The organism is Colwellia sp. BRX8-4, assembly GCF_014077345.1.
In the GTDB taxonomy this organism is placed as follows: domain Bacteria; phylum Pseudomonadota; class Gammaproteobacteria; order Enterobacterales; family Alteromonadaceae; genus Colwellia_A.
Genome location: NZ_JACGVS010000001.1, coordinates 290,155 through 315,397, shown reverse-complemented (window position 1 = coordinate 315,397; position 25,243 = coordinate 290,155). Strand labels below are relative to the sequence as shown.

Annotated in this window: 24 protein-coding genes and 1 riboswitch; of the genes, 13 read left to right on the top strand and 11 right to left on the bottom strand. The window is 38.1% G+C overall.

The window, feature by feature from the left end; genetic code table 11:
- The first annotated feature begins 32 nt into the window (after positions 1-32).
- The 4 genes from rho (at position 33) to arfA (ending at position 3,962) form a co-directional block, all read left to right on the top strand.
- A complete protein-coding gene (rho, locus tag H4J56_RS01375) occupies positions 33-1,292 on the top strand; it encodes a transcription termination factor Rho (protein ID WP_070375345.1) in 1,260 nt (419 codons plus the stop codon).
- Between the two features lie 138 nt (positions 1,293-1,430).
- Positions 1,431-2,933: a 4-hydroxy-3-polyprenylbenzoate decarboxylase gene (gene ubiD, locus H4J56_RS01370; protein ID WP_070375346.1), complete on the top strand. Its 1,503-nt coding sequence runs from the start codon at positions 1,431-1,433 to the stop codon at positions 2,931-2,933.
- A gap of 53 nt (positions 2,934-2,986) precedes the next feature.
- Complete coding sequence (gene fre / locus H4J56_RS01365) at positions 2,987-3,682, top strand: NAD(P)H-flavin reductase (protein WP_070375347.1); 696 nt, start codon at positions 2,987-2,989, stop codon at positions 3,680-3,682.
- Positions 3,683-3,758: 76 nt separating this feature from the next.
- Positions 3,759-3,962, top strand: coding sequence for an alternative ribosome rescue factor ArfA (gene arfA / locus H4J56_RS01360; RefSeq protein WP_070375348.1), 204 nt, complete (start codon positions 3,759-3,761; stop codon positions 3,960-3,962).
- Positions 3,963-4,062: 100 nt separating this feature from the next.
- On the opposite strand, the gene H4J56_RS01355 is transcribed toward arfA, so the two are convergent.
- The 7 genes from H4J56_RS01355 to cyaY are packed head-to-tail and all read right to left on the bottom strand — an operon-like array spanning position 4,063 to position 9,846.
- Positions 4,063-4,491, bottom strand: a complete 429-nt coding sequence (locus H4J56_RS01355) for a hypothetical protein (RefSeq protein WP_182258777.1) — start codon at positions 4,489-4,491, stop codon at positions 4,063-4,065.
- Between the two features lie 53 nt (positions 4,492-4,544).
- Positions 4,545-5,183, bottom strand: coding sequence for a hypothetical protein (locus tag H4J56_RS01350; RefSeq protein ID WP_182217145.1), 639 nt, complete (start codon positions 5,181-5,183; stop codon positions 4,545-4,547).
- Positions 5,180-6,424, bottom strand: a complete 1,245-nt coding sequence (locus H4J56_RS01345; protein WP_182258753.1) for a heme biosynthesis HemY N-terminal domain-containing protein — start codon at positions 6,422-6,424, stop codon at positions 5,180-5,182. The genes H4J56_RS01350 and H4J56_RS01345 overlap by 4 nt, the downstream gene beginning before the upstream one ends.
- Positions 6,424-7,848 carry a uroporphyrinogen-III C-methyltransferase gene (locus H4J56_RS01340; protein ID WP_182230313.1) on the bottom strand — a complete coding sequence of 475 codons (1,425 nt, stop codon included), beginning with the start codon at positions 7,846-7,848 and terminating at the stop codon, positions 6,424-6,426. Before H4J56_RS01340 ends, H4J56_RS01345 begins: the two co-directional genes overlap by 1 nt.
- A complete protein-coding gene (locus H4J56_RS01335; protein ID WP_182221380.1) occupies positions 7,841-8,599 on the bottom strand; it encodes a uroporphyrinogen-III synthase in 759 nt (252 codons plus the stop codon). Before H4J56_RS01335 ends, H4J56_RS01340 begins: the two co-directional genes overlap by 8 nt.
- The gene (hemC, locus tag H4J56_RS01330; RefSeq protein ID WP_182258752.1) at positions 8,586-9,521 is read right to left on the bottom strand and encodes a hydroxymethylbilane synthase; all 936 of its coding nucleotides are present in this window, start codon (positions 9,519-9,521) and stop codon (positions 8,586-8,588) included. The genes H4J56_RS01335 and hemC overlap by 14 nt, the downstream gene beginning before the upstream one ends.
- A 4-nt stretch (positions 9,522-9,525) precedes the next feature.
- Complete coding sequence (gene cyaY, locus H4J56_RS01325; protein ID WP_070375355.1) at positions 9,526-9,846, bottom strand: iron donor protein CyaY; 321 nt, start codon at positions 9,844-9,846, stop codon at positions 9,526-9,528.
- Positions 9,847-9,927: 81 nt separating this feature from the next.
- Between cyaY and H4J56_RS01320 the strand changes: the two genes are divergently transcribed.
- From H4J56_RS01320 to H4J56_RS01285, 8 genes are all read left to right on the top strand, one after another.
- Positions 9,928-10,134, top strand: coding sequence for an LPS translocon maturation chaperone LptM (locus tag H4J56_RS01320; RefSeq protein ID WP_070375356.1), 207 nt, complete (start codon positions 9,928-9,930; stop codon positions 10,132-10,134).
- A 2-nt stretch (positions 10,135-10,136) separates the two neighbouring features.
- Entirely contained in the window at positions 10,137-11,387 is a 1,251-nt protein-coding gene (gene lysA / locus H4J56_RS01315; protein WP_182221378.1) for a diaminopimelate decarboxylase, read from the top strand.
- 25 nt (positions 11,388-11,412) lie between these two features.
- Complete coding sequence (dapF, locus tag H4J56_RS01310) at positions 11,413-12,243, top strand: diaminopimelate epimerase (protein WP_182221377.1); 831 nt, start codon at positions 11,413-11,415, stop codon at positions 12,241-12,243.
- A gap of 48 nt (positions 12,244-12,291) precedes the next feature.
- Complete coding sequence (locus tag H4J56_RS01305) at positions 12,292-12,975, top strand: DUF484 family protein (RefSeq protein ID WP_259364684.1); 684 nt, start codon at positions 12,292-12,294, stop codon at positions 12,973-12,975.
- A gap of 8 nt (positions 12,976-12,983) precedes the next feature.
- Positions 12,984-13,745: an HAD-IA family hydrolase gene (locus H4J56_RS01300; RefSeq protein WP_182221376.1), complete on the top strand. Its 762-nt coding sequence runs from the start codon at positions 12,984-12,986 to the stop codon at positions 13,743-13,745.
- A 46-nt stretch (positions 13,746-13,791) separates the two neighbouring features.
- Complete coding sequence (gene uvrD / locus H4J56_RS01295; RefSeq protein ID WP_182221375.1) at positions 13,792-15,966, top strand: DNA helicase II; 2,175 nt, start codon at positions 13,792-13,794, stop codon at positions 15,964-15,966.
- Positions 15,967-16,029: 63 nt separating this feature from the next.
- Complete coding sequence (locus tag H4J56_RS01290) at positions 16,030-17,283, top strand: diguanylate cyclase (RefSeq protein ID WP_182221374.1); 1,254 nt, start codon at positions 16,030-16,032, stop codon at positions 17,281-17,283.
- A 116-nt stretch (positions 17,284-17,399) separates the two neighbouring features.
- Complete coding sequence (locus H4J56_RS01285; RefSeq protein WP_182258751.1) at positions 17,400-19,310, top strand: YfiR/HmsC family protein; 1,911 nt, start codon at positions 17,400-17,402, stop codon at positions 19,308-19,310.
- A gap of 233 nt (positions 19,311-19,543) precedes the next feature.
- On the opposite strand, the gene rarD is transcribed toward H4J56_RS01285, so the two are convergent.
- Positions 19,544-20,467, bottom strand: coding sequence for an EamA family transporter RarD (gene rarD, locus H4J56_RS01280; RefSeq protein ID WP_182258750.1), 924 nt, complete (start codon positions 20,465-20,467; stop codon positions 19,544-19,546).
- 253 nt (positions 20,468-20,720) lie between these two features.
- The gene (locus tag H4J56_RS01275) at positions 20,721-21,188 is read right to left on the bottom strand and encodes a thioesterase family protein (protein ID WP_182230316.1); all 468 of its coding nucleotides are present in this window, start codon (positions 21,186-21,188) and stop codon (positions 20,721-20,723) included.
- Positions 21,189-21,353: 165 nt separating this feature from the next.
- Between H4J56_RS01275 and recQ the strand changes: the two genes are divergently transcribed.
- Positions 21,354-23,165: a DNA helicase RecQ gene (gene recQ / locus H4J56_RS01270; RefSeq protein ID WP_182217126.1), complete on the top strand. Its 1,812-nt coding sequence runs from the start codon at positions 21,354-21,356 to the stop codon at positions 23,163-23,165.
- 72 nt (positions 23,166-23,237) lie between these two features.
- On the opposite strand, the gene H4J56_RS01265 is transcribed toward recQ, so the two are convergent.
- Together H4J56_RS01265 and H4J56_RS01260 are read right to left on the bottom strand one after the other, a co-directional pair.
- Positions 23,238-23,537, bottom strand: a complete 300-nt coding sequence (locus H4J56_RS01265) for a cytochrome c (RefSeq protein ID WP_182217124.1) — start codon at positions 23,535-23,537, stop codon at positions 23,238-23,240.
- Positions 23,538-23,787: 250 nt separating this feature from the next.
- Entirely contained in the window at positions 23,788-24,789 is a 1,002-nt protein-coding gene (locus tag H4J56_RS01260; RefSeq protein WP_182230318.1) for a GGDEF domain-containing protein, read from the bottom strand.
- 230 nt (positions 24,790-25,019) lie between these two features.
- Positions 25,020-25,102, bottom strand: a riboswitch (cyclic di-GMP riboswitch).
- Positions 25,103-25,243 lie beyond the last annotated feature (141 nt).

Sequence of the window (25,243 nt, the reverse complement as noted above, 5' to 3'; positions counted from 1 at the left end):
CACTTCAATATAAATAGTTAAAGAACCCCACTATGAACCTGATCGAACTTAAAGAAAAACCAATAAGCGAACTTGTCGAGCTTGCCGCATCTATGAAGCTTGATAATTTAGGCCGCAATCGTAAACAAGACATAATTTTTGCTATATTAAATGCTCATGCCGAAAACGATAATGATATTTTTGGTGGCGGTGTTCTAGAAATTTTACAAGACGGCTTTGGTTTTTTGCGTTCTTCAGATTCCTCATATTTAGCAGGACCTGATGATATTTATGTTTCACCGAGTCAAATTCGCCGTTTCAGTATGCGAACGGGTGATACTATTCACGGAAAAATCCGTCCACCTAAAAAAGGTGAACGTTATTTCGCGTTATTAAAAGTAGCTGAAGTTAATTTCGACAAGCCAGAAAATGTTCGCAACAAAATACTCTTTGAAAATTTAACCCCAATCCATCCTGATGAACGTTTAATCATGGAACGTGGTAATGGTTCAACTGAAGATATTACCGCACGTGTTTTAGATTTGGCTTCTCCAATTGGTAAAGGGCAACGTGGTTTAATTGTTGCTCCACCAAAAGCGGGTAAAACATTATTACTTCAAAACATTGCGCAAAGTATTGCTCATAACCATCCTGATGCCGAGTTAATGGTATTGCTTATCGATGAACGTCCAGAAGAAGTGACAGAGATGCAGCGCTTGGTAAAAGGCGAAGTCATTGCATCAACGTTCGATGAACCAGCAAACCGCCATGTACAAGTAGCTGAAATGGTTATTGAAAAGGCTAAGCGTTTAGTTGAACATAAAAAAGATGTTGTTATTCTACTTGACTCAATTACACGTTTAGCTCGAGCTTATAACACGGTTATTCCATCATCAGGTAAAATTCTTACCGGTGGTGTTGACGCCAATGCTTTACACCGTCCAAAACGCTTTTTTGGTGCCGCGCGTAATATTGAGCACGGTGGTAGTTTAACGATTATCGCGACAGCTCTAGTAGAAACCGGCTCTAAAATGGACGAAGTTATTTACGAAGAGTTTAAAGGTACCGGTAACATGGAATTACACCTTTCTCGTAAAGTGTCTGAAAAGCGTGTTTTCCCAGCGATTAATATTAATCGTAGTGGTACTCGTCGTGAAGAATTGATCACTAAACCTGCAGAATTACAGAAAATGTGGATTTTACGTAAAATTGTTCATGAAATGGACGAAGTTGGTGCAATTGAATTCCTCATCGACAAACTAGCAATGACTAAAACGAATAACGAATTTTTTGATTCTATGAAACGTAAATAGTTTATTGGTCGCTTATTCACATCCGTGTGATTGCGACATACCGTACATCCTGTACATAAACGCCAGTGTTAGCAATAACAGCTGGCGTTTTTGCTTAAAACACTGTCAAACTATTAAGCGGATGAGTGATTTAAATTTATGAAATATAGTGACTTAAGAGACTTTATAAAACAGTTGGAAAAAATAGGCCAGCTCAAGCGTATTTCCCAGCCTATTTCTACAGATTTAACGATGACCGAAATCAGTGACCGTACGCTACGTGCTGAGGGGCCAGCGTTATTATTTGAAAACCCCGTCGACAAAAATGGTGTACCACATGGCATGCCAGTACTAACTAATTTGTTTGGTACGCCTGATCGTGTTGCCTTGGCTATGGGACAACCTGATGTGCGTGCTTTACGTGATGTTGGTAAATTACTTGCCATGTTAAAAGAGCCTGAACCTCCTAAAGGTTTTCGTGACGCGATAAGTAAAATCCCGGTTTATAAGCAAGTCTTAAATATGCCGGTAAAAATGATTAAAAAGCCGTTGTGTCAGCAAGTTATTATTGAGGGTGCCGATGTAGATTTAAATAAACTACCTATTCAAAAATGTTGGCCAGGTGATGTTGCTCCTTTAATTACTTGGGGGTTAACGGTTACACGAGGTCCTCATAAAGAACGTCAAAATTTAGGTATTTATCGACAGCAATTAATCAGTAAAAATAAAATTATTATGCGTTGGTTATCACATCGTGGTGGTGCATTAGATTTTCAAGAATTTAAGCAAACCAATCCAGGTGAAAAATACCCTATTTCTGTTGCTTTAGGTGCAGATCCTGCCACTATTTTAGGCGCGGTAACGCCTGTTCCTGATACTTTATCAGAGTACGCTTTTGCTGGCTTACTACGTGGTGCTAAAACAGAAGTGGCAAAATGTATTAGTAACGATTTAGAAGTACCGGCGACGGCTGAGATTATTTTAGAAGGTTATCTAGACCCAGCTGAAGTTGCTCCAGAAGGACCATACGGCGATCATACCGGTTACTATAATGAAGTTGATAACTTCCCTGTGATGACGGTAACCCATATTACTCATCGTAAAGACCCTATTTATCACAGTACTTATACTGGCCGTCCACCGGATGAACCCGCCATTTTAGGTGTGGCATTAAATGAAGTGTTTGTGCCTATTTTACAGAAACAATTTCCTGAAATTCAGGATTTCTATTTACCACCCGAAGGTTGTTCATATCGTTTGGCGATTGTTACTATTAAAAAGCAATATGCTGGACATGCAAAACGCGTAATGATGGGTGTTTGGTCTTTCCTACGTCAATTTATGTATACTAAGTTTGTTATTGTTTGTGACGATGATATTAATGCTCGTGATTGGAAAGATGTAATTTGGGCAATGACCACGCGGATGGATCCAAGTCGAGATACGGTATTAATTGAAAACACACCGATTGATTATTTAGACTTTGCATCTCCTGTGTCTGGTTTAGGTTCAAAGATGGGTATGGATGCAACAAATAAATGGCCAGGTGAAACAAATCGCGAATGGGGTGAACCTATCGTGATGACCGAAGAAGTTAAAACAGATGTTGATAATATTTGGGATGAACTTAATATATTTCCAACAACTGATAAAAAGAATTAGTAACTGTTATCCTGAACATGTTTTAGGATCTGAATAATGAAAGGTTTAAATAAATGAATAAAATTAAGTGTCAGGTAGAATCATTAACATCTCTGACAGAGTTTGTTTATAAAGTGCTATTAAAGCCAAGTGAGCAAATTGATTTTCAAGCCGGCCAATACTTAAATTTTGTGATGAGTGAGGATGATAAACGTCCTTTCTCTATTGCCAGTGCACCCAATGCTGAATTAATTGAACTACAAATTGGTGCTTCAGGTGCTGACAGTTACCCAATGCAAGTTATTGAACATATTAAAGCCAATAATACCGTTACTGTAGAAATGCCACTAGGCAATGCGCAGCTGCGCAGTGAAAGCGAACGTCCGCTTTTACTTTTGGCGGGTGGTACAGGGTTTTCTTATATAAAATCTATGTATGAATTGTTAGCGTCACAAAGGTCATCGCGAAAGATTACTGTTTATTGGGGTTTGCGTGATCAAAGTGCTTGTTATGAACTAGAAAAAACAGCTAAAATTATTGCAGGTCTAGAAAATGGTACTTTTCACCCGGTGGTAGAGAACCCTGATGACAATTGGCAAGGTCAAGTTGGCATGGTTCACCACGTTGTGATGAAAGATATTAAAAATTTAGCCGATTATGATATTTATTTGGCTGGACGTTTTGATATGGTAGGCGCAGTTCGCACCGACTTTTTAGCGCAAGGAGCCTTAGTTGAACATATGTTTGCTGATGCTTTTGCCTATATTTAATATTAGATAAAGTTTTTAAATGAATAACCGATAAAGCCATCATACCGATGGCTTTTATTATTGAAGAGTAAAATTAATGAGTAAAAATAAACAGGGTCAAGTATTGCAAAATACTTTAGCAACAGACTTAGGGCGAGGGAAAATCAAAGATAATTTTTTCGCGGCTCTTGTCACATCGAAAGTTTATAAACTGCAGGTGGTGCAGGCTAAAAAAGGTAAAGGTTCATTCAAACGTAGCAACAAACATCAAGGTAGAGAACCTTATTTAATGAATGCTTAGTACGTTAGTATTTATTAAATAGGGCTTTGTGAAGATAGTCATCATGGCGTAGGTGCCGATGACTATTTTATTTTTTATAATGACTGACTAGATTAAGTGGCTATTTATTCGCGATTCGATTGATACTTAAACCATCAATTAAAAAGCCATGACTCGCTAACCAAGTTGATGCATCTTTAGCATTGGTAAACACTTGCCGTTCATAATACGCATCAGTATGGGGTATTAGCCTTTCTAATTGCATTTCTTTGGCTGCGCTCTTTGTGTAAATATGACAATCTTTGCTGCAACCATTGTCCTTGAACCACTGGCAATGTTCTTCAATATGTTTATCAATTGCAGGAACACCTAACTCCCAATCCTCAAAAGAAGAAACAATAGCCCAAGGACTACCTTTAAGCGGGCTCGCTTTAGCACGAAACTCTTTAACATAAGCAATAATAGCTTCTTCGTTCCAAGTGCCAGAAAACCATTGCACAACAACATTGCCACGAACTTCAATTTTCCATTCTCCGTGAATGCTAAACATAATAGGCCTCTTTTATTTGCTTTTGATATAATGTGCTTAAGCTGAAAATATTTTTAGATTGAGTCTTTTAATATACTTTGTGGGCTAGCAACAAATATTTGATAGGGTAAAGGCTCAGCCAGTAAACTTTCGTCGACGGTAAACTCAACGAAGCCACTTTTAGTAAAAAAGTGAGTGAGATCATCTATCGCCACTTTTTCAGTTTGCAAATCAGCCGCTTGATAATAAGCTTTAATACCTTCATCCTCACATTCATCGGCATCAACAAAGAGATGCATTGGCATGCTTAAGACCGTAATAGATTGAGCCTTTTGATGATGTTTAACAATTTCTTTAAGCAGGTATTGCCCAATCGCTTGTTTACGATATTGTGGCAGAACACTGATCGCTTCAAGTAAAATATGTGTTTTAGCTTTTTTGGTCTCAGCAGTAATGCTTAATTGTTCACATAAGCCTTGTTCAAGGTTTTGGCCTTTAAAATAAAGGTTAAGTGGAATTTCCCAGTCAGTATCTTCGTTGGCTAATAAAGTATAAGAGCCAACAGCATCACGGTGTTTATTGAGGGTGATTAGCTCAATTTCAGCTTTAGCAATAATATCGCCTTGCTCGTTTTTTACATTGATTTCTTGGCATAATTGCCAATCAAAAGCACCGGCAATTTCAGGTTTTTTAAAGTCGACTGTTAAATTCATTTTTGTTCGTTTCCGTTATTTATAACTAAGGTATTATTGTTAAAGCTGCCAATTTGACCTAAAGCTTTATTTAATACTTGATTGGCTTTTTTATATTCGCCTTGCTGCTCTAATACTTGAGAAAAGTTCAGTAGATCAATAACATCATATTGTGTACCTGCTAAATTAATCAGGCTATTAAAGGCTTTTTCTGCCATCGGCAGTTGTTGAGATTTTGCGGCTAAATTAGCTAAACAACTTAACCATTTTCCGCTGTGAGGATCATTATGTAACTGTTTTTGAACGGCACTGATTAATTCATCAGTCGCCGAAATAGGTAGCTGGCGAATATTCTTTAAAAAAGTATCGTCTGCGCCTTTTTTAATCACGGGTAATAATATTTTATTGAGTGGTTCAGTGATCTTGTGCTCGGCTAATACTTGACAATAAGCCCAGAGAATAACTTCATTATGTTTTAATTTTCGAGTAAGTTTGTGCCACCGCTGTGCCAATGAATCGTTATTTTCTTTGCGTATTGTTTCATTAAAAGCACCATAGAAAGCGCTTGCTTCCCATAATGCTATTTTTTCATTCGTAATGGTTTTTTGTTTACGGGCTGAAACAAGTTGCTCTATTACATAATCAAAACGTTTTTCTTGCAAGCTTAAGATGATCTCTAAGCTTAATAACCTTGCATCATGACCAATTTGTTTGTGATGTTTATCAATAATACTCCGTGCCTGTGCAAAGTCTTCCTGAGAGATTAATAACTTAATCGTCACGAGTACTGATTCTAAACCAGAGCCTTTAACGCTATTGTCTTCTTGTGCTAATAAAGCTAAGTAGTGATTAGTGTTTGATCGCAGCGATTGTTTCGACGATGCTGCAGCAGCCAATAGATAAGACGTATGTGTAAATCTTGAGGGTTCAGCCGCTTTAGCAAACAAATGCTCTGCTTGTTGGTTGTCTTCAAGAATAAAAGCAGCAATGCCGCGATTAAAGTCCCTTAAACCTCGACGGCGATTAGCAAAAGCAATTTTGTTCCAGCCGCCAAAACCCAAACGTAGACTGCCACGCACAAGTGTCATCGATAACCCTAAGGCGATAAATAATAGCGTTAACATAATACATGCCATTACTACGGTTGATTCTATGGTTAAATCGCCCATCGCAATTAAGATATAACCTTTTTCATTTATTAGTAGTGGGCTAATCGCAACCGCAGCAAAAAATATTAATATCCACAGTATTAATTTTTTCATTATAAGGCCTCATTCGTGCTGTTAGGCTGCACTTTTGACTCTTGTGGTGCAACTTCTTCAGGTGGTGTTTGAGATGAGCCATTTAGGGCTTTTTCTTTGCCCTCGGGTAATTTATCAGGCATTACTTGAGGCGTTAATTGTTCAAGTGTTGGTTTTAAAGGCGTTTCTGCTAGCACTTTACTCATCGCTTTTAGCGATAAAAGCGTACTGGGGTAATCATAAGTGATTATCTTACCTTTTAGTTTTTGAATAGCTTGATAAAAGCTTTGATTTTCAACTTTTTGCATATCAAAGTATTCTGTTAACCATAGTTGAATGTCATTTAAGGTTTGATTATAAATCTTCTGTTTTTTCTCTGTCACTGCCCACTGAGCTAATTGTAGCTTTAAGCTAAGGTTCTCAATAAGGTTTTGTTGATGTTGTGGCGACATTAATGGTTTTACATTACCACTACTTCTGCGGACAGTAATAAAATCTGCAAGAATTTTTTGCCATGTTTTAGCGAGGTTTTCTCGCCAATCATTGGTGCTTTCAGATAATGTGAAATCACTGCTCTTGTTGTCATTATCTGGAATTTTAACCATAGCCAAGGGTAAGTTTGCCAGTTGATGACTCATCGCCATTAAGGTCATAACGGTTTCTTCGTTGTCTACAACAGGTATTAATGTTAACTGTGCGATGTCTTGACGAATTAATTGACGAATAGGTAAAAACTGCGGATCTTTAAGTTCTTTGAGACGCATATCCGCATCTTGTAACAAGCCAATTGCAGCTCTTGTATCTTGCTCTAGCCACATCGTGCGAGTGGCAATACGAATAAGGTACTCTGCTTCGTGTAATAACCAATCACTGGGTTGATTTTGTGATAATCGTTCAACAGTCTTTTCAAGTTGAGCGATTTTAACTTGGCTGTCTGTTGTTATTGTTGCAATCTCACGGTTTAAGCGCTGTGAAAACATGGTTTGTTGCTGAGCAAATAACTGCTTAACTTTTTGCTCACTACTGGCCAAACTTTGTTGGGTTTTTTGCTCACTAGTGGCTAAAATTTGCTGAGTTTGTTGTAAAAACTCTGCTTTGCTCTGTGCTTGTTGCTGTATATCCCAGTAATATAAACCGCCGACACCAACACTTGCTGCTAAAGCTATGATTAAGGAAACTACAGCAGTCTTAGATAATTTTTGTTTATTCATCTTTGTATCATTTGCCACCGGTGATTTAGCTTTTTTTTCCGAGGTTTTAATGGCTGGTTTTTTCTCGTTAACCACAGCTGAGGCTTTATTTTTTTCAGGGGACTTCTGTTCTTCACTCGAGGATGCTGTTGTCGCTGACGCTAGTGAAATAGAAGTTGAAAAACCTTGCTCTGACTTTTCGTCAGTCGCTTTTGTTTCTGAAGTATTTGACTCGTTTAGCTTTTTATCAGTCATTATTTTTTCCATATGAAGTGATTGCACTAAGCATGGCTTGATCATTAGCACCGTTAGCATTAATGATATTGAGTAATCCTAGTTGTTTCGCTTGTTCGGCAATGCGCTCACTAGCGACAATCCATAAACAAGTAGTTTGCCAATAACTCTCTGAATGCTTTATTAAGTGTACTATGCTTTCTAGCAAAGCGTTACTGGTTATGACAATACAATTTATTCGCTGATTTCGCCATTGTTGAACCTGTTTTTGCGTGACGGGAAGCCAGACTTTTTTATAGCTTTCTAAATAGTGAACTTTGGCGCCTCGCAAGGTGAGTTGCTGGGCAATATGCTCTCGACCACCGTCACCACGAACAATAATAATGGTTTCGCCACTGATTGTTTTTTCATCAAGTATATTAAGTGTTAATAAACCTTCGCTGGTATGAAGTTCAGGGGAAACAGCACTAAGCCCTTTTGCTTTTAAAGCGTTTAGTGTTGCGCTACCGATAGCAATAATGCGTTTTTGTTGCCATTGAGAAAAATCAACAGCGCAATGAGCAAACTCAACCGCAGCGACACTAACAAAAATAACAATGGCTTGCGGATATTGTTTGATGAGCTTTTTAGTGGTGATTTTACAAGCAAGTGATTGATAGTCAAAGAACGGTTGGCAGTGACTGTCAATGCCGATACTTTTTAACTGTTGCGCTAAAGCACGTCCTACTTTTTCAGGACGTGTGATTAAAACGTGTGTGTTACTGTTGTGCATAAACCTGACGCAATATTCTATCAGCGCCTTTTTCAAGGAGTTGCTCAGCCAGTGTATTACCTAGTTGTTCAGCATTTTTACTCTCACCAGTTATTTCACTGGTCAGTATTTCACTACCGTCAGTTGCGCCCACTAAACCACGTAAAAAAACTTGACCATTGTTTTGAATAACAGCGTAGCTCCCAATAGGGACCTGGCAACCACCTTCTAAAGCCCGGTTCATCGCTCGTTCTGCTAACACTCGAATACGGGTAGTTTCACAACCTAATGGCGCAAGTAAAGCTTTAAGGGTTTCATCGTTCGTTCTACATTCAATTCCGACAGCACCTTGTCCGTTTGCTGGCAACATGACCTCAGGTTCAATAAACTCTTGAATTCGCTCAGGCATCGCTAAACGTATTAATCCGGCTGCGGCAAGTATAATGGCATCATATTCGCCATTATCTAATTTTTTTAAACGGGTATTTACGTTACCGCGCAAATCACGAATGTCTAAATCTGGGCGCATGGCTTTAATTTGGCATTGACGACGTAAACTTGAGGTACCAACAACAGCACCCTGTGGCAGTTCGGCTAAACTGTTAATGGTGTTGGAGACGAAGGCATCACGAGGGTCTTCACGAGGACAAATTACTTCTAAGCCTAGCCCTTCAGGAAATTCTACGGGGACATCTTTCATTGAATGAACCGCGATGTCAGCACGGTCTTCTAACATGGCAACTTCGAGTTCTTTAACAAATAAACCTTTACCACCGACTTTAGCTAAAGGTGTATCTAAAATAATATCGCCTTTGGTGGTCATGGGAACAAGTTCAACAATAATGCCAGCGTGGAAATGCTCTAATTGTGCTTTTACATATTCGGCTTGCCATAAAGCGAGTGCACTTTTACGTGTGGCAATGCGTACGGTTGTTGTGCTCATTAAATTATCCTGCGCTAATAGTTATTTCGGTGTCGGCCTGAATACTGATCGCTTTTGATAAGAATTGCCAAAGTTCGCCACCACCACGTTTGTCTGTCCATTGGCCATCTTCACACTGAAAATGATGACCATTAAATTTAGTTGCTACCCATATTTCCTGCAAGGGTGCTTGTTTATTAATGATGACTTTGCTGCCACTTTTAAAGGTCAGTGTTAACATGCCACCCACACCCTCATAATCAATGTCGGTACCACAATCTTCAATGGCTTCTTCTATTTGAAGAATAATTTCATCGGCAAGTAAATTGTATTGGCTGTCGTTCATTAATGCTTCCTTTTCTAGCGCAATGAAATTTATTCATCTTTGCTAGCTATTTGTTGGTCATGAGATTATAAAACGTCTATCATGAGAAAAAAATCGAATAAATCAAGTATGCGTAAACAAAATTCAATTATTTTAGCGTTTTTTATTATATCAGTGCTTTTAAGTGGATGTGGAATTAAAGGTCCACTAACGCAAAAATCTGTGCAAGTAAAAGTACAGCAGCAAACTGAACACGCTAATACACAGCCAAAACAAAACTCACCAGCACCAAAATCGCAGGAAAATTAATCGTGGATTTTTTCAATTACAAAAACACTTCTCTGTATGCTGAAGATTGTGCCGTTACTCAACTTGTTAAGCAACATGGTACGCCGTTATATATATATTCACGAGCGACTATTGAGCGCCACTGGCATGCGTTTGACCAAGCGGCCGGTGATAAACCACATTTAGTGTGTTATGCGGTGAAAGCCAACAGTAACATTGCCGTACTCAATGTGATGGCACGTTTAGGTAGTGGTTTTGATATCGTTTCAAAAGGCGAACTTGCTCGTGTATTACAAGCCGGCGGTGATGCCCGCAAAGTGGTGTTTTCGGGCGTTGGCAAAAAGTCAGATGAAATTGCTTTTGCCTTAGAAAAGGGTATTTACTGCTTCAATGTTGAATCAGCAGCAGAGCTAACGCGTATTCAGCAGGTAGCCGAGCGCATGAAAATGACTGCACCGGTCTCTTTAAGAGTAAACCCTGATGTAGATGCTGGTACGCATCCTTATATATCAACAGGCTTAAAAGAAAATAAATTTGGTATTAGCATTGATGATGCCTTTGAGCTTTACCAACACGCCAATAGTTTATCGAATATTGCGGTAAAGGGCATTGATTGCCATATTGGTTCGCAGTTAACTGAAGTACAACCCTTTTTAGACGCACTTGACCGAGTACTAGCACTCGTTGACCGCCTCGCAGAGGTAAATATTGCCTTATCGCATATCGATGTTGGCGGTGGTTTAGGCGTATGTTATAACGACGAAACGCCACCTCATCCTAATGAATACGCGAAAGCGATTGCGGATAAGTTAGCTGATCGTGATATTACGCTGATTTATGAGCCCGGTCGTGCCATTATGGCTAATGCCGGAATTTTAGTGACCGAAGTTGAATTACTAAAAACGAATCAAGATAGACATTTTGCGATTGTTGATGCCGCGATGAATGATTTAATTCGTCCGTCGCTTTATCAAGCATGGCAAGCGATTATCGAAGTTGAAAAAAATGAACTCACCAGTAAAAAAACTTACGACATTGTTGGTCCTATTTGTGAAACGGGTGATTTTCTGGGTAAAGCTCGAGAACTAAGTATCGTGGCCGGTGATCTCTTAGCGATCCGCTCTTCGGGTGCCTATGGTTTTTCGATGAGTTCAAATTATAATAGTCGCCCAAAAGCGGCTGAAATTATGGTCGATGGTGAAGAAAATCATTTGATCCGTGCTCGGGAAACACTTGAGCAATTATGGCAAGGCGAGTCTTTGTTACCAAAATAAGTATCAAATTGAATATGGGAAGTAAATGTTAGTTAATTTTTCAAAAATGCACGGTTTAGGTAATGACTTCCTAGTACTAGACAATGTTACCCAGAATGTTTATTTGTCTAATGAGCAAATAAAGCAGTTATCCGATCGTAATTTCGGTGTCGGTTTTGATCAAGTGTTAGTGGTTGAGCCACCGTACGATCCCGATTTAGATTTTCATTATCGCATCTTTAATGCCGACGGTAGTGAAGTTGGGCAGTGTGGCAATGGTGCTCGTTGTTTTGCTAAATTTGTGCGTTTAAAAGGCTTAACGAATAAAAATAAAATTAAGGTGTCGACACAGTCAGGCAAGATGACCTTATTTGTTGAGCGCGATGGTAACGTTTCAGTGAATATGCCAACACCTAAGTTTGAACCAAGCCAGATTCCATTTACTGCCCAAAAAGTAGAAGGTACTTACATTCTTCGCAGTGATGAAGATACCGTATTGTGTGGCGTGGTTTCTTTAGGTAATCCGCATTGTGTGCTGACAGTTGACTCGGTTGATGAGGCTCCTGTTGAGACGTTAGGTAAAGCCTTGTCACATCACGAACGCTTTCCCCAGCAAGTGAATGTTGGCTTTATGGAAATTGTTGCCCCTGACTATATTAAACTTCGTGTTTATGAACGTGGTTCAGCTGAAACGTTAGCCTGTGGTAGTGGTGCTTGTGCAGCAGTAGTTATTGGCCAAATACAAAATAAATTAGGTCGAGATGTTACGGTGGAATTACCGGGCGGTAACTTAAAGGTTTATTGGAAAGGACCGGGTAATTCAGTCAAAATGACTGGCCCAGCCGTACATGTATTTGACGGGCAATTAAATTTATAATCAGCATAAAGTTAGCTTATTTAACTATTCAAGATATAGAGAATTAATTTGAACGACTCAACCCCAATGCAATTAGATGAAGTAAGTTTAACGGATGATCTCATTGTTGATTACTTACATGATAACCCAGAATTTTTTAATCGTAATCCTGAGCTGATCACTAGTCTACGTTTATCCGATGTTAATCGTGGCACCGTCTCGTTAGTGCAAAGACAACAAAGCCAGCAACGTCAAAAAATTCATGGTCTAGAAGAAGAAATCACTCAACTTATGGCGATAGCTAACCATAATGAACAGCTTTTTGCTTTGTATAGCGACTTGTATTTACGCTTGCTAGATTGCAGCTCCGCACCTGAGTTGCTTGATTGTTTGTATCAAGCAACCACAGAATTATTGTCATTATCGGGTTTGAAAGTCTGGTTAAAAGAGCATACTGAGGTTGACCATGCTAGCATCGTTAAAAACGATTGTGCAGGGGTGATGAATAATCGTTTATCCAAAGATGATTATTATTTTGGGCGCTTACAAAAAAGCGAGCAAGAACTTATTTTTTCGCAACATCAAGAAGGCTCTGTGGTCTTAATTAAGCTAAATCATATTAATGATGACATTGGTTTTATGGCAATAAGCAGTGCCGACGCCGACCACTTTGATCCACGCATGGATACTTTATTGCTTAGTCAATTTAGAAAGCTGGTGGCAAAATTACTTTTTCAACAACTGTATAAATAACACAGACAATGAAATTTTATCGTCGCTTAGCCCCCTTTCAAGCCATTAGTTTTGACCTTGATGATACCCTGTATAGTAATTATCCGGTAATGATGGCAACAGATGCCAAAATGGTTGCTTATTTTTCGGCACTTTTCTCATTACAGATCATCGCCACTCATGCGACAAAAAATACTCTTTTTGATTACCGGTTTTGGTCACCTTTTCGCGAGCAAGCCATAGCCGCGAATCCACAATTAATACACCATGTGGGTGATATACGTTTAGCCACTTACACCCTAGGCATGAAAGCATTGGGTTTAGCTGATGACATTGCGAGTGACCAAGCACAAAAAGCGTTAGATTATTTTGTTCAACAACGCAGTGATTTTGTGGTGCCAGAAGCTGTGCATCAATTATTGCAAAGCTTACAAAAAAAATATCCCTTGGTGGCCATCAGTAACGGCAATGTTGATACTGATAAAATAGGTATTTCAGCTTACTTTAGCTATCGATTTCATGCCGGGGATTTATCAACAACAGCTTTAAATAAAAATCAACGACTACGGCAAAAGCCCGCAGCAGATATGTTTGTTGAAGCTTGCGAAAAATTAATAATAAAACCGTCACAACTATTACATGTTGGTGATTGTGGTCGCTCTGATATTTTAGGTGCTATCGATGCTGGCTGCCAAACCGCATGGATTTCCTGCTATGATGTTGGTAAACCACTAACTGTTTTACCTAATATTGAGCTAGCAGATATTAGCGAATTGTGTCACTTGTTATAATTTTATCTATACTTACTTTCTACTTTTCTAAGGTTATTTTTCCGTTATGGACGTTTCTGAACTACTTGAGTCACTCAATGAAAAACAACGAGATGTTGTCGCCGCTCCACTACAAAATATGTTGGTATTAGCTGGCGCAGGAAGTGGTAAAACTCGGGTATTAGTGCAACGTATTGCCTGGTTAATGCAAGTTGAAAACGCCTCTTCTCATAGTATTTTAGCCGTTACTTTTACCAATAAAGCAGCAGCAGAAATGCGAGTGCGTGTTGAAAAAACAGTTGAAGGTAATGTTCACGGTATGTGGGTCGGTACTTTCCATGGTTTAGCCCATCGCTTACTTCGTATGCATTTTCAAGAAGCTAAATTACCACAGAACTTTCAAGTGCTTGATTCAGATGATCAACTGCGCTTAGTGAAGCGCATCGTACGTTCGTTAGGTATTGACGAAAAACGTTGGCCACCCAAGCAGATGCAGTGGTATATCAATGGAAAAAAAGATGAAGGCATTCGTCCACAGCACATAGAGGTTTACGATGATCCCACTGAGCAAACATTTGTTAAAGTTTATCAAGGATATCAAGAAGCTTGTGATCGAGCCGGTTTAGTCGATTTTGCCGAGTTATTATTGCGTGCTCATGAACTTTGGTTGAATAACCCCGTTTTGCTTGCCCATTATCAGCAACGTTTTAAGCATATTTTAGTCGATGAATTTCAAGACACCAATGCCATTCAATACGCCTGGTTAAATATTCTAGGTAACGCATCGAGTAAGGTGATGATTGTTGGTGATGACGATCAATCAATTTACGGCTGGCGTGGCGCAAAAATTGAAAATATTCAGCGTTTTCTCAATGAATTTGACGACACAAAAACTATCCGTTTAGAGCAGAATTATCGCTCCACAGCCAATATTCTTAATGCGGCTAATAAACTTATCGCCAATAATAATAACCGCTTAGGTAAAAAGTTATGGACCGAAGATGAAGCGGGCGAAAAAATATCTATTTATACGGCATTCAACGAAATAGATGAAGCTCGCTTTATTGCGGGTCGAATTACGGATTGGCGTAAAGAAGGCAGCTTAGATGATGTCGCTATTTTATATCGCAGTAATGCGCAATCTCGTTTACTCGAAGAAGCGCTCTTGCAGAGTCGCTTACCTTATCGTATTTATGGTGGTCAACGCTTCTTTGAACGTTTAGAAATTAAGGATGCACTTGCTTACTTACGCTTATTAAATAATCGCGATGATGATGCGGCTTTTGAACGTATTATTAATACCCCAACACGTGGCGTTGGTAATACTAGCCTGTCGTTAATACGTGACGCTGCGCGCAGTTTAGAAATGACATTATGGCAAGCGTGTCAATTCATGCTAAAAAATGATGAATTGAAAGGACGAAGTGCGAAAGTCATTCAAAATTTTATTAATATTATCGACACCCTCGAAGATGACTCTAGCCACCTTGACCTCGACCAACAGGCCAACTATGTTATTCAACACAGTGGTTTAAAAGCCATGTATCAAGCTGAAAAAGGTGAACGTGCCGAGGCAAGAATAGAAAACTTAAATGAGCTTGTTACCGCTTGTCAGACCTTCGAAGCGGACCCCGAGTTAATAGAAGAACAAACAAAACTCACCTCATTTTTAACCCATGCCGCCCTTGAAGCAGGCGAGTCACAAGCCGATGATTATGAACCCGCTGTGCAGTTAATGACTATGCACTCTGCGAAAGGTTTAGAGTTTCCATTAGTGTTTATTGCCGGCTTAGAGGAGGGAATGTTTCCCTCACAAAAATCAGTAGAAGAAATAGGACGTTTAGAAGAGGAAAGACGTTTATGTTACGTCGGCATGACACGTGCTATGAATAAGCTATACTTGTGTCATGCAGAAAGCCGTCGACTTTATGGACAAGAAAAATTCCATAAAGCCAGTCGCTTTTTACGTGAATTACCTCCTGAATGTACCGAAGAAATAAGATTACAAAACCAAGTGACTCGTCCATCAACTAAAGGTAAGTTTTCTTCGACTTTTACACTGGAAACGTTTGAGAACAGCGGTTTTAGTTTAGGACAGTCAGTCGTTCATGCTAAATTTGGCGAAGGCGTTGTCTTAAATTATGAAGGTTCTGGAGCTCAAAGCCGTATTCAAGTTAATTTTGCTGGTGTAGGTAGTAAATGGCTGGTGGTCGCCTATGCTAATTTACAAGCCAACGTTTAATATCACATAAAAATCATTGGTTCTTTCATGTGATGCCATTATAAAAATAAGGTATGAAATTATATGTCAATGCAGTTACTCGTAGTAGAAGACAGTAAGCCTATTGCTCGTGTTATTAAGCAAATTGGCGAGGCATTAAATTATCAGGTAACTATTGCTACCACACTTGCTGAAGTAGAAGAAATTTTACAGGGCAAAAATGATTTTTTTGCTGCCACTATAGATTATGCCTTACCAGATGCTCCCAATGGCGAAGCAATAGCTTGTGTGCTCTCTCATGGTATTCCAAGTGTCGTTATGACAGGTAAAATGGATGAAACGACTCGACAGCAAATACTTGCTCAGCCCGTTGTTGACTATATCCCTAAAGAGAATAGCCAAGCTTTCCTTTATTTAAAACGTATTTTACATTGGCAAATAACCAACAGCAGTACAGGTATTCTTGTTGTTGATGATTCTTTAGCGGCACGAAATTATGTTTCTCAGCTCTTAAAGCGCCGCAACTTTAATGTTTATTTAGCCAATGACGGTGTGCAAGCGCTAGAACGCTTAAAGCAGCACAAAGACATTAAATTGGTGATCACCGATCTGGAAATGCCCATCATGGACGGTATCGAATTAACCAATGAAATCCGTAAAATCTATAGTCGTGATCAACTCGCTATTATTGGTATATCTGGAGCAGACAACGGTATGCATTCGGCACGCTTTATTAAAAATGGTGCTGATGACTTTTTACGTAAACCTTTTTGCCCAGAAGAGTTTTATTGTCGAATTACCCAAAATATTGAGAATTTAAACAATATTGAACAAATCCAAAAAGCAGCAAACGTAGACTATTTAACCGACTTACCTAACAGACGGGCTTTTTTCTCTAAAGCAGAACAACTGGTACCGCAATATATTAAAAGAGACATGCCTTATTGTGTTGCTATGCTCGACATTGATTTTTTCAAAAAAATCAATGATAACTACGGAAATGATGCTGGCGATCATGTCTTAAAAGTACTGGCATTATATATGCGTAAACATCTAGGATCAGGTTTGTTGGCCCGCTTAGGTGGTGAAGAGTTTGCCGTCTTAATGTACGGTACTGATGAGGATCAACTTTACACTAAATTAGACGATCTTCGTCGAGACATTTCTGTTTCTCAGCTAACTTTTGAAGAGCACCATATTGCCTTTAACATCAGTATAGGCTTGGTTTGTAATAGTACAGAGACGTTTGCTAAACAACTGAATCAAGCGGAAAGTGCGCTTTATAATGCTAAAGAAAATGGCCGCAATCAATTGAGTCTTTTTGGCGTCGATGATTAACGCTTTAGTTAAAATGTAGATGTTAAAGTTATGCCGAGCTTGAATTAACTTAAAGGTGCTTTTTTTTATAAAAAAAAGTAAAGTGGTTAAACTATTTTAACAACAGGGTGCACTAAATGAAGAAAAAAATAATGCTCATGAGCAAACATTTGCTGATGTTGTTTTGTTTTTTTATTAGCACCTCAAACTCAATTTTTGCACAGCAAATTGATAGTGAGCAAGTTAAAGCCGCTTATATTTACAATTTTATTAAACATGTTAGCTGGCAAAATGAAAATAACAAACAGCAATTTGTTGTTGGTGTTTATGGTGATGATATCTTTGCTGCCTTGCTTAATAAAACTTTGGCTAAGCGTGTCATTAGAAACAAGCCAATCAAAGTTATTGTCATAAAAAATATCGAAGCGGGTAAACAAACTGACTTGTTTTTTACTGCGGCCAATACCAATACTGAAATAGCCGATATTGCTGCCATTCTTCGCAGTAGCAGCACACTTTTGATTACTGATAACAGTATTGATAAGCATAATGTGATGATCAACCTAGTTAACGATGTTGAAAATTCTGCGATAGATTTTGAAGTGAATAAATCAAATATTGTCTTTGAGGGTTTGGTGATGTCTGCTGAATTATTATTGTCAGGTGGGACTGAACTTCAGGTGGCTACCTTGTATAGAGAAACAGAGTTGGCATTACAAGTCATTAGGGCGCGTGAAGCAAGGTTGAACCAAAAGTTAACCGATCAAGAAAATCAAATATCCTCAGCAAAAGAAAAGCTTAATACCTTAAATAAGAATTTAACACAGCAAGAAAAAATGGCGGGTAAGCGTCAGCAAGAGCTAAATATCCTAAAAATAGATACTGAACAACAGCAACGCTCGATAAAAACCAAAGAGCTGCAATTACAGCAAGTAGCAACCCAGTTAAAAGTAGCAAAAACAAACTTAGAGAACCAGCAAAGCTCGGTTGTCAATAAAGAACAAGAAAATAGGGCTATGGCTGAAAAAATATTGACTAATAAAGATATTTTGCAACGGCAACAGCAACAAATAAGTTTTCAAGGCATGCAATTAAATAAAAAAAATGAAGAGTTAGATAATCGCGAAGAACGCATTGATAAACAGCGACTTTATTTGATTGTAATGGCGTCCTTTCTTACCCTGTTAGTAGTGATTTCAGGATTGGTAGTCGTACTTTTTGTTAAAAATAGGCAGACAACACGAACATTAACTCGTACGCTCGAAAATTTACAAAAGATGCAAAAAAAATTAATTCAATCTGAAAAAATGGCGTCGTTAGGCACCTTAACTGCAGGGGTTGCCCATGAAATTAATACCCCGCTTGGTATTGCAGTAACATCAACAAGTACAGCTTTAGAAAGTACTCTCAAGATTCGTAAAAACTTTGAAACAGGCAACTTAACCCGCACGGCAATGCAACATTACTTTAGTGGTATGGAGAAGGCTTCTAACTTGAATACTAACGCTTTAGAGCGTGTTATTGAGTTGTTGAATAACTTCAAGCAAGTCGCAGCCGATCAAATGGTGGGAGAAGAGCGAGAAATTGATTTAGTCAGTTATATTGAAGAGGTCATGTCTACGTTATCGGCAGAAATGAAGCGCTTTAGGGTGAGTTATCAATATAGCGGTGAAAGTGAATTGAAAATAACCACCATTCCAGGAGCGTTAGCGCAGGTGCTAACAAATTTAGTCACGAATGCGTTAAAGCACGCTTTTGAAAATAAAGCACAGGGCAATATTGCTATCAACTTAACGAAAACCCAAGACGGTCATGTTGTTATCGTCTTTAAAGATGATGGCCATGGCATGACTCAACATGTGCTAGATAATATTTTTGAACCTTTCTTCACCACCAAAAGAAATTCTGGCGGTACTGGCTTAGGAATGAATATTGTTTATAATATTATATGTCAAAAACTACAAGGCAATATCAAAATTAAAAGTAAACTAGCCCTAGGGTCTAGTTTGCAGATCACCCTGCCAATAAAGCTTAAAGCCAATACTTAACTTAACTAAATGACATAGTCTTTTTAAATAGTCTCTACAGCATTGCTAACAGTTAAAAACTACAAGATAAGATCAAGATTGAAAGTAAACTAGCACTAGGGTCTAGTTTTCAGATCACCCTGCCAATAAAGCTTGAAAGTAAACTAGCACAAGTTTCTAGTGTTCAGCTTACTCTGGCAAAAAAGCTTAAGGCCAGTACTTAACCAACCTTAGATATAATCCCGGTAATACAATTAACGGCTTAATCCTTCATTCAATGCTAATTTACGTTTTTCATTTCTGGCTTTTAGTGAGTCAAGGCTATAAATAACTAAAGCTAACCAAATCGCAGCAAAGGTGGCTAATTTAGCAGGTTGCAATGTTTCTTGATAATAGAAGGTTGCTAAAAAAAACATAATACTGGGTCCAATGTATTGAAAAAAACCTAGCGTTGATAATGTTAATCTCTTTGCCGCAGCAGTAAAACATAACAGTGGCGCTGTAGTAACTACGCCTGCAGCGATCAATAGCAGGTTTAAATTTGAGCTGTTTTCAAACATGTTAGCGGTATTAGTATTAACAAATAACAACCAATAAACAATCGCGAGCGGTAGCATCATGCTTGATTCAATTAATAAACCAACAAAAGAATCAAGGTGCATTTTTTTACGTAACAAGCCATAAATACCAAACGTTCCAGCAAGTGCTAATGAAATTACCGGTAATGAACCTAATGCAACCAGTTGAATTAACACGCCACATAATGCCAGCGCAACGGCAAACTTCTGCATTTTTCGCAAACGCTCACCTAAAAAAATAACACCGAGTGCGACACTAAATAAAGGATTGATAAAATAACCTAAACTCGCGTCTAGTAGATGATCATTATTTATCGCCCAGATGAATAAAAACCAATTTACTAATAGAAAAGTAGCGGATAAGGCAAGTTTAGCCAATAACCTAGGTTGTTTGAGTGTATCGATTAATACCCGAAATCTTTTACTGATGATAACGATTAGAAATAACAGTAGGCTCGACCAAATAATACGATGAACCATAATTTCATCAGGGCTGATAGAAGAAATTAATTTGAAATAGATGGGCGCTAAACCCCAAAGCAGATAAGCACTAATCGCGTTAATTACGCCATTACGGTCTTTGTTATCAGTTACAGTCATGATTTTCAGTAAACTTTAGCAGCAAAAATAAAGAGCCGAATTATAACACAATGATTTTAATTTCAGCGCTTTACTTGTTCGATAACCGCAAACTGTCGGCTGTATATTGATAATACTTTTGCTAACGTTATTCACTTTAATTAGCTAATAACTACTCATTTACAATGAATATCTGTTGTACGTTTTTAAATAGACCTGAATCTAGCTATCGTATGAACACAAAGCCAGCACTTTAAAAATTAACGGGTGAATATTAACCAACTAGATAAGTACCGGTGCCAAAAGCAATGTGGTCACCTTTTTCGTTATGTAATTCCATGCGAGCAACCGCGACTTTATTGCCACTACGAATAATATGAGCTGTAGCGATAAACTCCTCACCACGACCTGGTCGTAAATAATCGGTACGCAGATCTATCGTTCCTAGGCAGCTCAAACTTTGTTGAATTGTTGTTGGTGTTTTGTGCTCAAGTTGTTCAATCATATTCGCTGCCACGACAACACCACCAGCAAAATCAAGGGCTGATGCAGTGACACCACCATGTAGCGTTTTCTGTAATGGGTTGCCCATTAACTTATCTTGCCATAAAAAACGTACTTCAGAGGTATTACAATCAAATTTACTAACGGTTAGGCCCAGTAATTTATTAAAGGGAAGGCTGTGTGACCAAAAATGAGTAAGTTGCTCAATCATTTGTTTTTCATCTAAATTATTTGTCATAATCCTTCCAATTTAACCAGCAGATTCTTCTAACTGGTCTAATGTCTTCATTGTAGCTTAGCACTTATCTTTCTAAGCATTCAATAAATACTAAAATAGTGCTCTCGACTTTTTTTGTGGCTGGGGTAAAATAACAATAATTGTCGTTTAATAAAGTTTACTCCGTTGCTAAAAGCTCCCCCCACAGTCTCACAAGCTCAGCTTGAAGATGCGTTAAAGCATCATTTTGGTTATCAAACTTTTCGAAGCGGACAATTAGAAATTATTCAGCAATTATTTCAAGGTCGAGACAGTTTAGTACTTATGCCAACGGGTGGTGGTAAATCGATGTGTTATCAACTGCCTGCCGTATTATTACCAGGAATAACCATCGTTGTTTCACCCTTAATAGCTTTAATGAAAGATCAAGTTGATGGTTTGACTCGACAAGGTATTTCAGCGGCTTTTGTTAATTCGAGTTTAGATCAAGAAACAATCAATGATATTTTTGAGCGCTTATCTCGTAGTGAGCTTAAGTTGTTATACATAGCTCCAGAGCGTTTAAAAAATTATTATTTTATGCAACGCTTGGCAAGCATACAGATAAGTTTATTTGCTATTGACGAAGCACATTGTATTTCACAATGGGGACATGATTTTCGGCCGGCATACACACAACTTCATACAATTAAACAACGATTTCCATCGGTACCGGTTATGGCGTTAACAGCAACTGCCGATGTTACAACCCGAAGAGATATTCTTCTTCAACTCGCATTGACTGATCCTTATATTCATCTTGATAGCTTTGACCGGCCTAATATTCGTTTTACCTTAGCGGATAAATATAAGGGCGATCACCAGGTGTTACGCTACATTAAAAAGCGTGGTGATGATTGCGGCATTGTTTACTGTAGTAGCCGCTGGCAAGTTGAGAAATTATCTAAAATGTTAGCAAGTGCGGGTATAAATTGTTCTGCCTATCATGCTGGCATGGAAACAGAGATGCGCAATATTGTCCAAGATGGTTTTGCCAAAGATAATATTCAAGTGGTTATTGCCACCGTAGCTTTTGGATTGGGCATCAATAAATCAAATATCCGCTTTGTGATTCATTTTGAACCTCCAAGAACACTCGAGTCATATTATCAAGAGATTGGCCGTGCTGGCCGAGACGGTTTAGCGGCAGAAGCGTTATTTTTGTATGATGAAAAAGATGTAGAACGCATTACCAAGTATATAGCTGATGGTGATAATGAAGAAAGGGTGAACGTTGAACAACAGCGTTTTCAAGCGTTAAAAGGCTTTATTGAAGCTCAAACCTGCCGTCGACAAGTTGTACTTAATTATTTTGCAGAATTTACCACTAAAAAATGTGGTAACTGTGATATTTGTTTAGATCCACCCACTCAATTTGACGCTACTGAAGCGGCACAAAAAGTCTTATCTTGTGTGTTTCGTATCCAGCAACAAGGTGATATTGAACATGTTGTGCAAGTGCTCAGAGGGGAGTTAACTGAAAAAGTTAGGCAACTGCAGCATGAAAAAGTGTCCACTTTCGCTATCGGTAAAAGTAAAACTCCGGGATATTGGTTTGCTATTATTAGACAATTGATTCATTTGGGATTTTTACAGCAAGATATTTCTCAACAATCTGCGTTATTTTTAACACAAGCATCGCGCTCGGTGTTGAAAGGGGATGAACCCTTAATGTTAGCTTCACCAAGGTTGCAAAAAGCGAGTTATTGGCAACAAGATAAAACCGATAAACGTTATGACCGTGTCTTATTTGTTAAATTAAGAAGTTTGCGTAAAACGATTGCAGATGCAGAGGATATTGCGCCATTCATTGTTTTCAATGATGCAACGTTGTCAGAGCTTGCGCGTATAAAGCCAAAAACATCACAGCAAATGCTAAATATTAATGGTATTGGTGATACAAAACTTGCCCGTTATGGACATGACTTTTTGCAAGTTATTCAACAGCATAATGCTTAAAACAAAAAACGCTCAATTGAGCGTTTTTTAATTTTATTTTTGATGAACCAGGTTCAACAATAATTACTGAGTTTATTTTAAACTAGCGTAATAAGCCGAAATATTTGCGATATCTTCATCACTTAAACCCATAGCCATAGGTCCCATAACAGGATCTTTACGTTTACCCGCTTTAAAGTCTTTCAACTGTTTAGCAAGATAAGCTTCTTTTTGACCAGCAAGGTTTGGGTACATAGGTACCGCAGAGATACCAGCAGCACCATGACAAGCAGCACACATACCAGTTTTTGCTTTACCAGCAGCAGCATCACCAGCAAAAACAGGAGACGCCATCATTAAAGTAGCAGCAACAGCTAAAGTAATTTTTTTCATAAATTATTTCTCTCTTAGTCGTTAGGAATTTTACACTGCATTCAGTATATGAGAAAACAAGGAGGCTGTCGTCGACTATTTTTAGCTAAGCACTCGCAATGTAATCTTCTTTGATTTACCACCGAGTATATTAAGATTATTACCGATTATATTGAGTAAAGTTGGGCATACTATCACTGATATTATTTATTGAAGTGAAAATATCAGCGAGAGAAAAATGTCATCAAGCAAAAAGTATCTTGTTGAGCGATTAAGAACTTAATGTATTATTTTTTTTGTATAAATCGGGTAGTAACAGGCGTGATTTTTTTAAGATACTGCTGGCATTTTCAGCAATATTAAAGGTGTCTACACCAGTAGACAATGTCATTTGAGGTAATCTAATACCAGACTTACTACTAACAAAGCGCAGCTTTTCAACGCCATGTGTTATTTTACTGGCAATTTCTCGAGCACTTTCTTTGTCAATATCAGGTAACAGAATTAAAAATTCATCGCCACCTGAACGTATTGGTAGACCGCTGCCATCAACATAACTACTCACTTTACTGGCTATTTTTGATAAGAGAACATCACTAATTAAATGACCGAATTGCAGATTAACTTCTGAAATTTGATCAACACAGACGACAATTGCGGCAACTTGCCGACTTGGATCTTCTGTTAGCCATAAATCTAAATGCTTAGACATAGCTTTACGATTATAAAGACCGGTAAGTGGATCCATGTAAATTTCTTCACGTACTTCTTTTAATTCAACTTTTAACGCCTGGGTCTTTTTACGGGTAAAAGAAATATGTTCAGCAAATTTTTGTTGGTGTAGTTTAAAGGCTTTAGATGCCTGGCGAATGCTATTTACCGCAACGACTATTTTTTCTTTATCGGCAGATTGTAGATCAGAAATATTGCCGTCTAGCGTGGTAATCAGTTTATTAATACTCTGCGATGATTTTTGGCTGTTTTTTTCAACATGGGTGACAACGTCATCTAGGTCGTCAATGAGTTCATCTCTGAATTTACTTTGGCCTAAAATGAATTGGCGATAGTTTTCTTCAATGAAAAAATCATCAAGCTTTTTACCCGTGGCAAGTTTATTTTCAATGGCAGTATTAAGAAGAATGTTTTTTTTATTAATATATTCGTAGCTAACTGAATAATTAATTGGGCTGACAGGTAAAAACCACCGCTGTAATTGTTTTACGGCCATGTTCATTTTTAGTTCAGCTTGTTTTATGGAATCATGATATTTCATTGTTCCATCTCAATTTGCACACCCAATTAATAATATCAATAGACCATTTTCTAGTATAAACAAGTAAAGTACCACATATATTTTTTGTCTATAAAAAACATATATTTAGTTATATAGTATTTTAAATGAAGGTAATATATGACAGAAAATAATTAAAAATAAGGGAAGGACCGCAAAGTATACCGAAAGCAAACTGTTCAAAATAAAGACAAGCCCCCACTATATCTATACTTGGCAGTTCCGCTATCCTAGGTTTCCCCTTAGACCGGTAACTTTGCGTCTCTAGCTTTCACTAGATTTGCCCTTTTCGAGTTTTAGAAACTCTAAATTCATTATAAGCGTTGAACTATGCTTGTAAACCTTTATTATGAATAATTTGTTGAACCGTAACGAAAACCTATAAGTAATAGATAAATTTATAGGTTATGGCTGATCACTCTACTGATCATTAGAT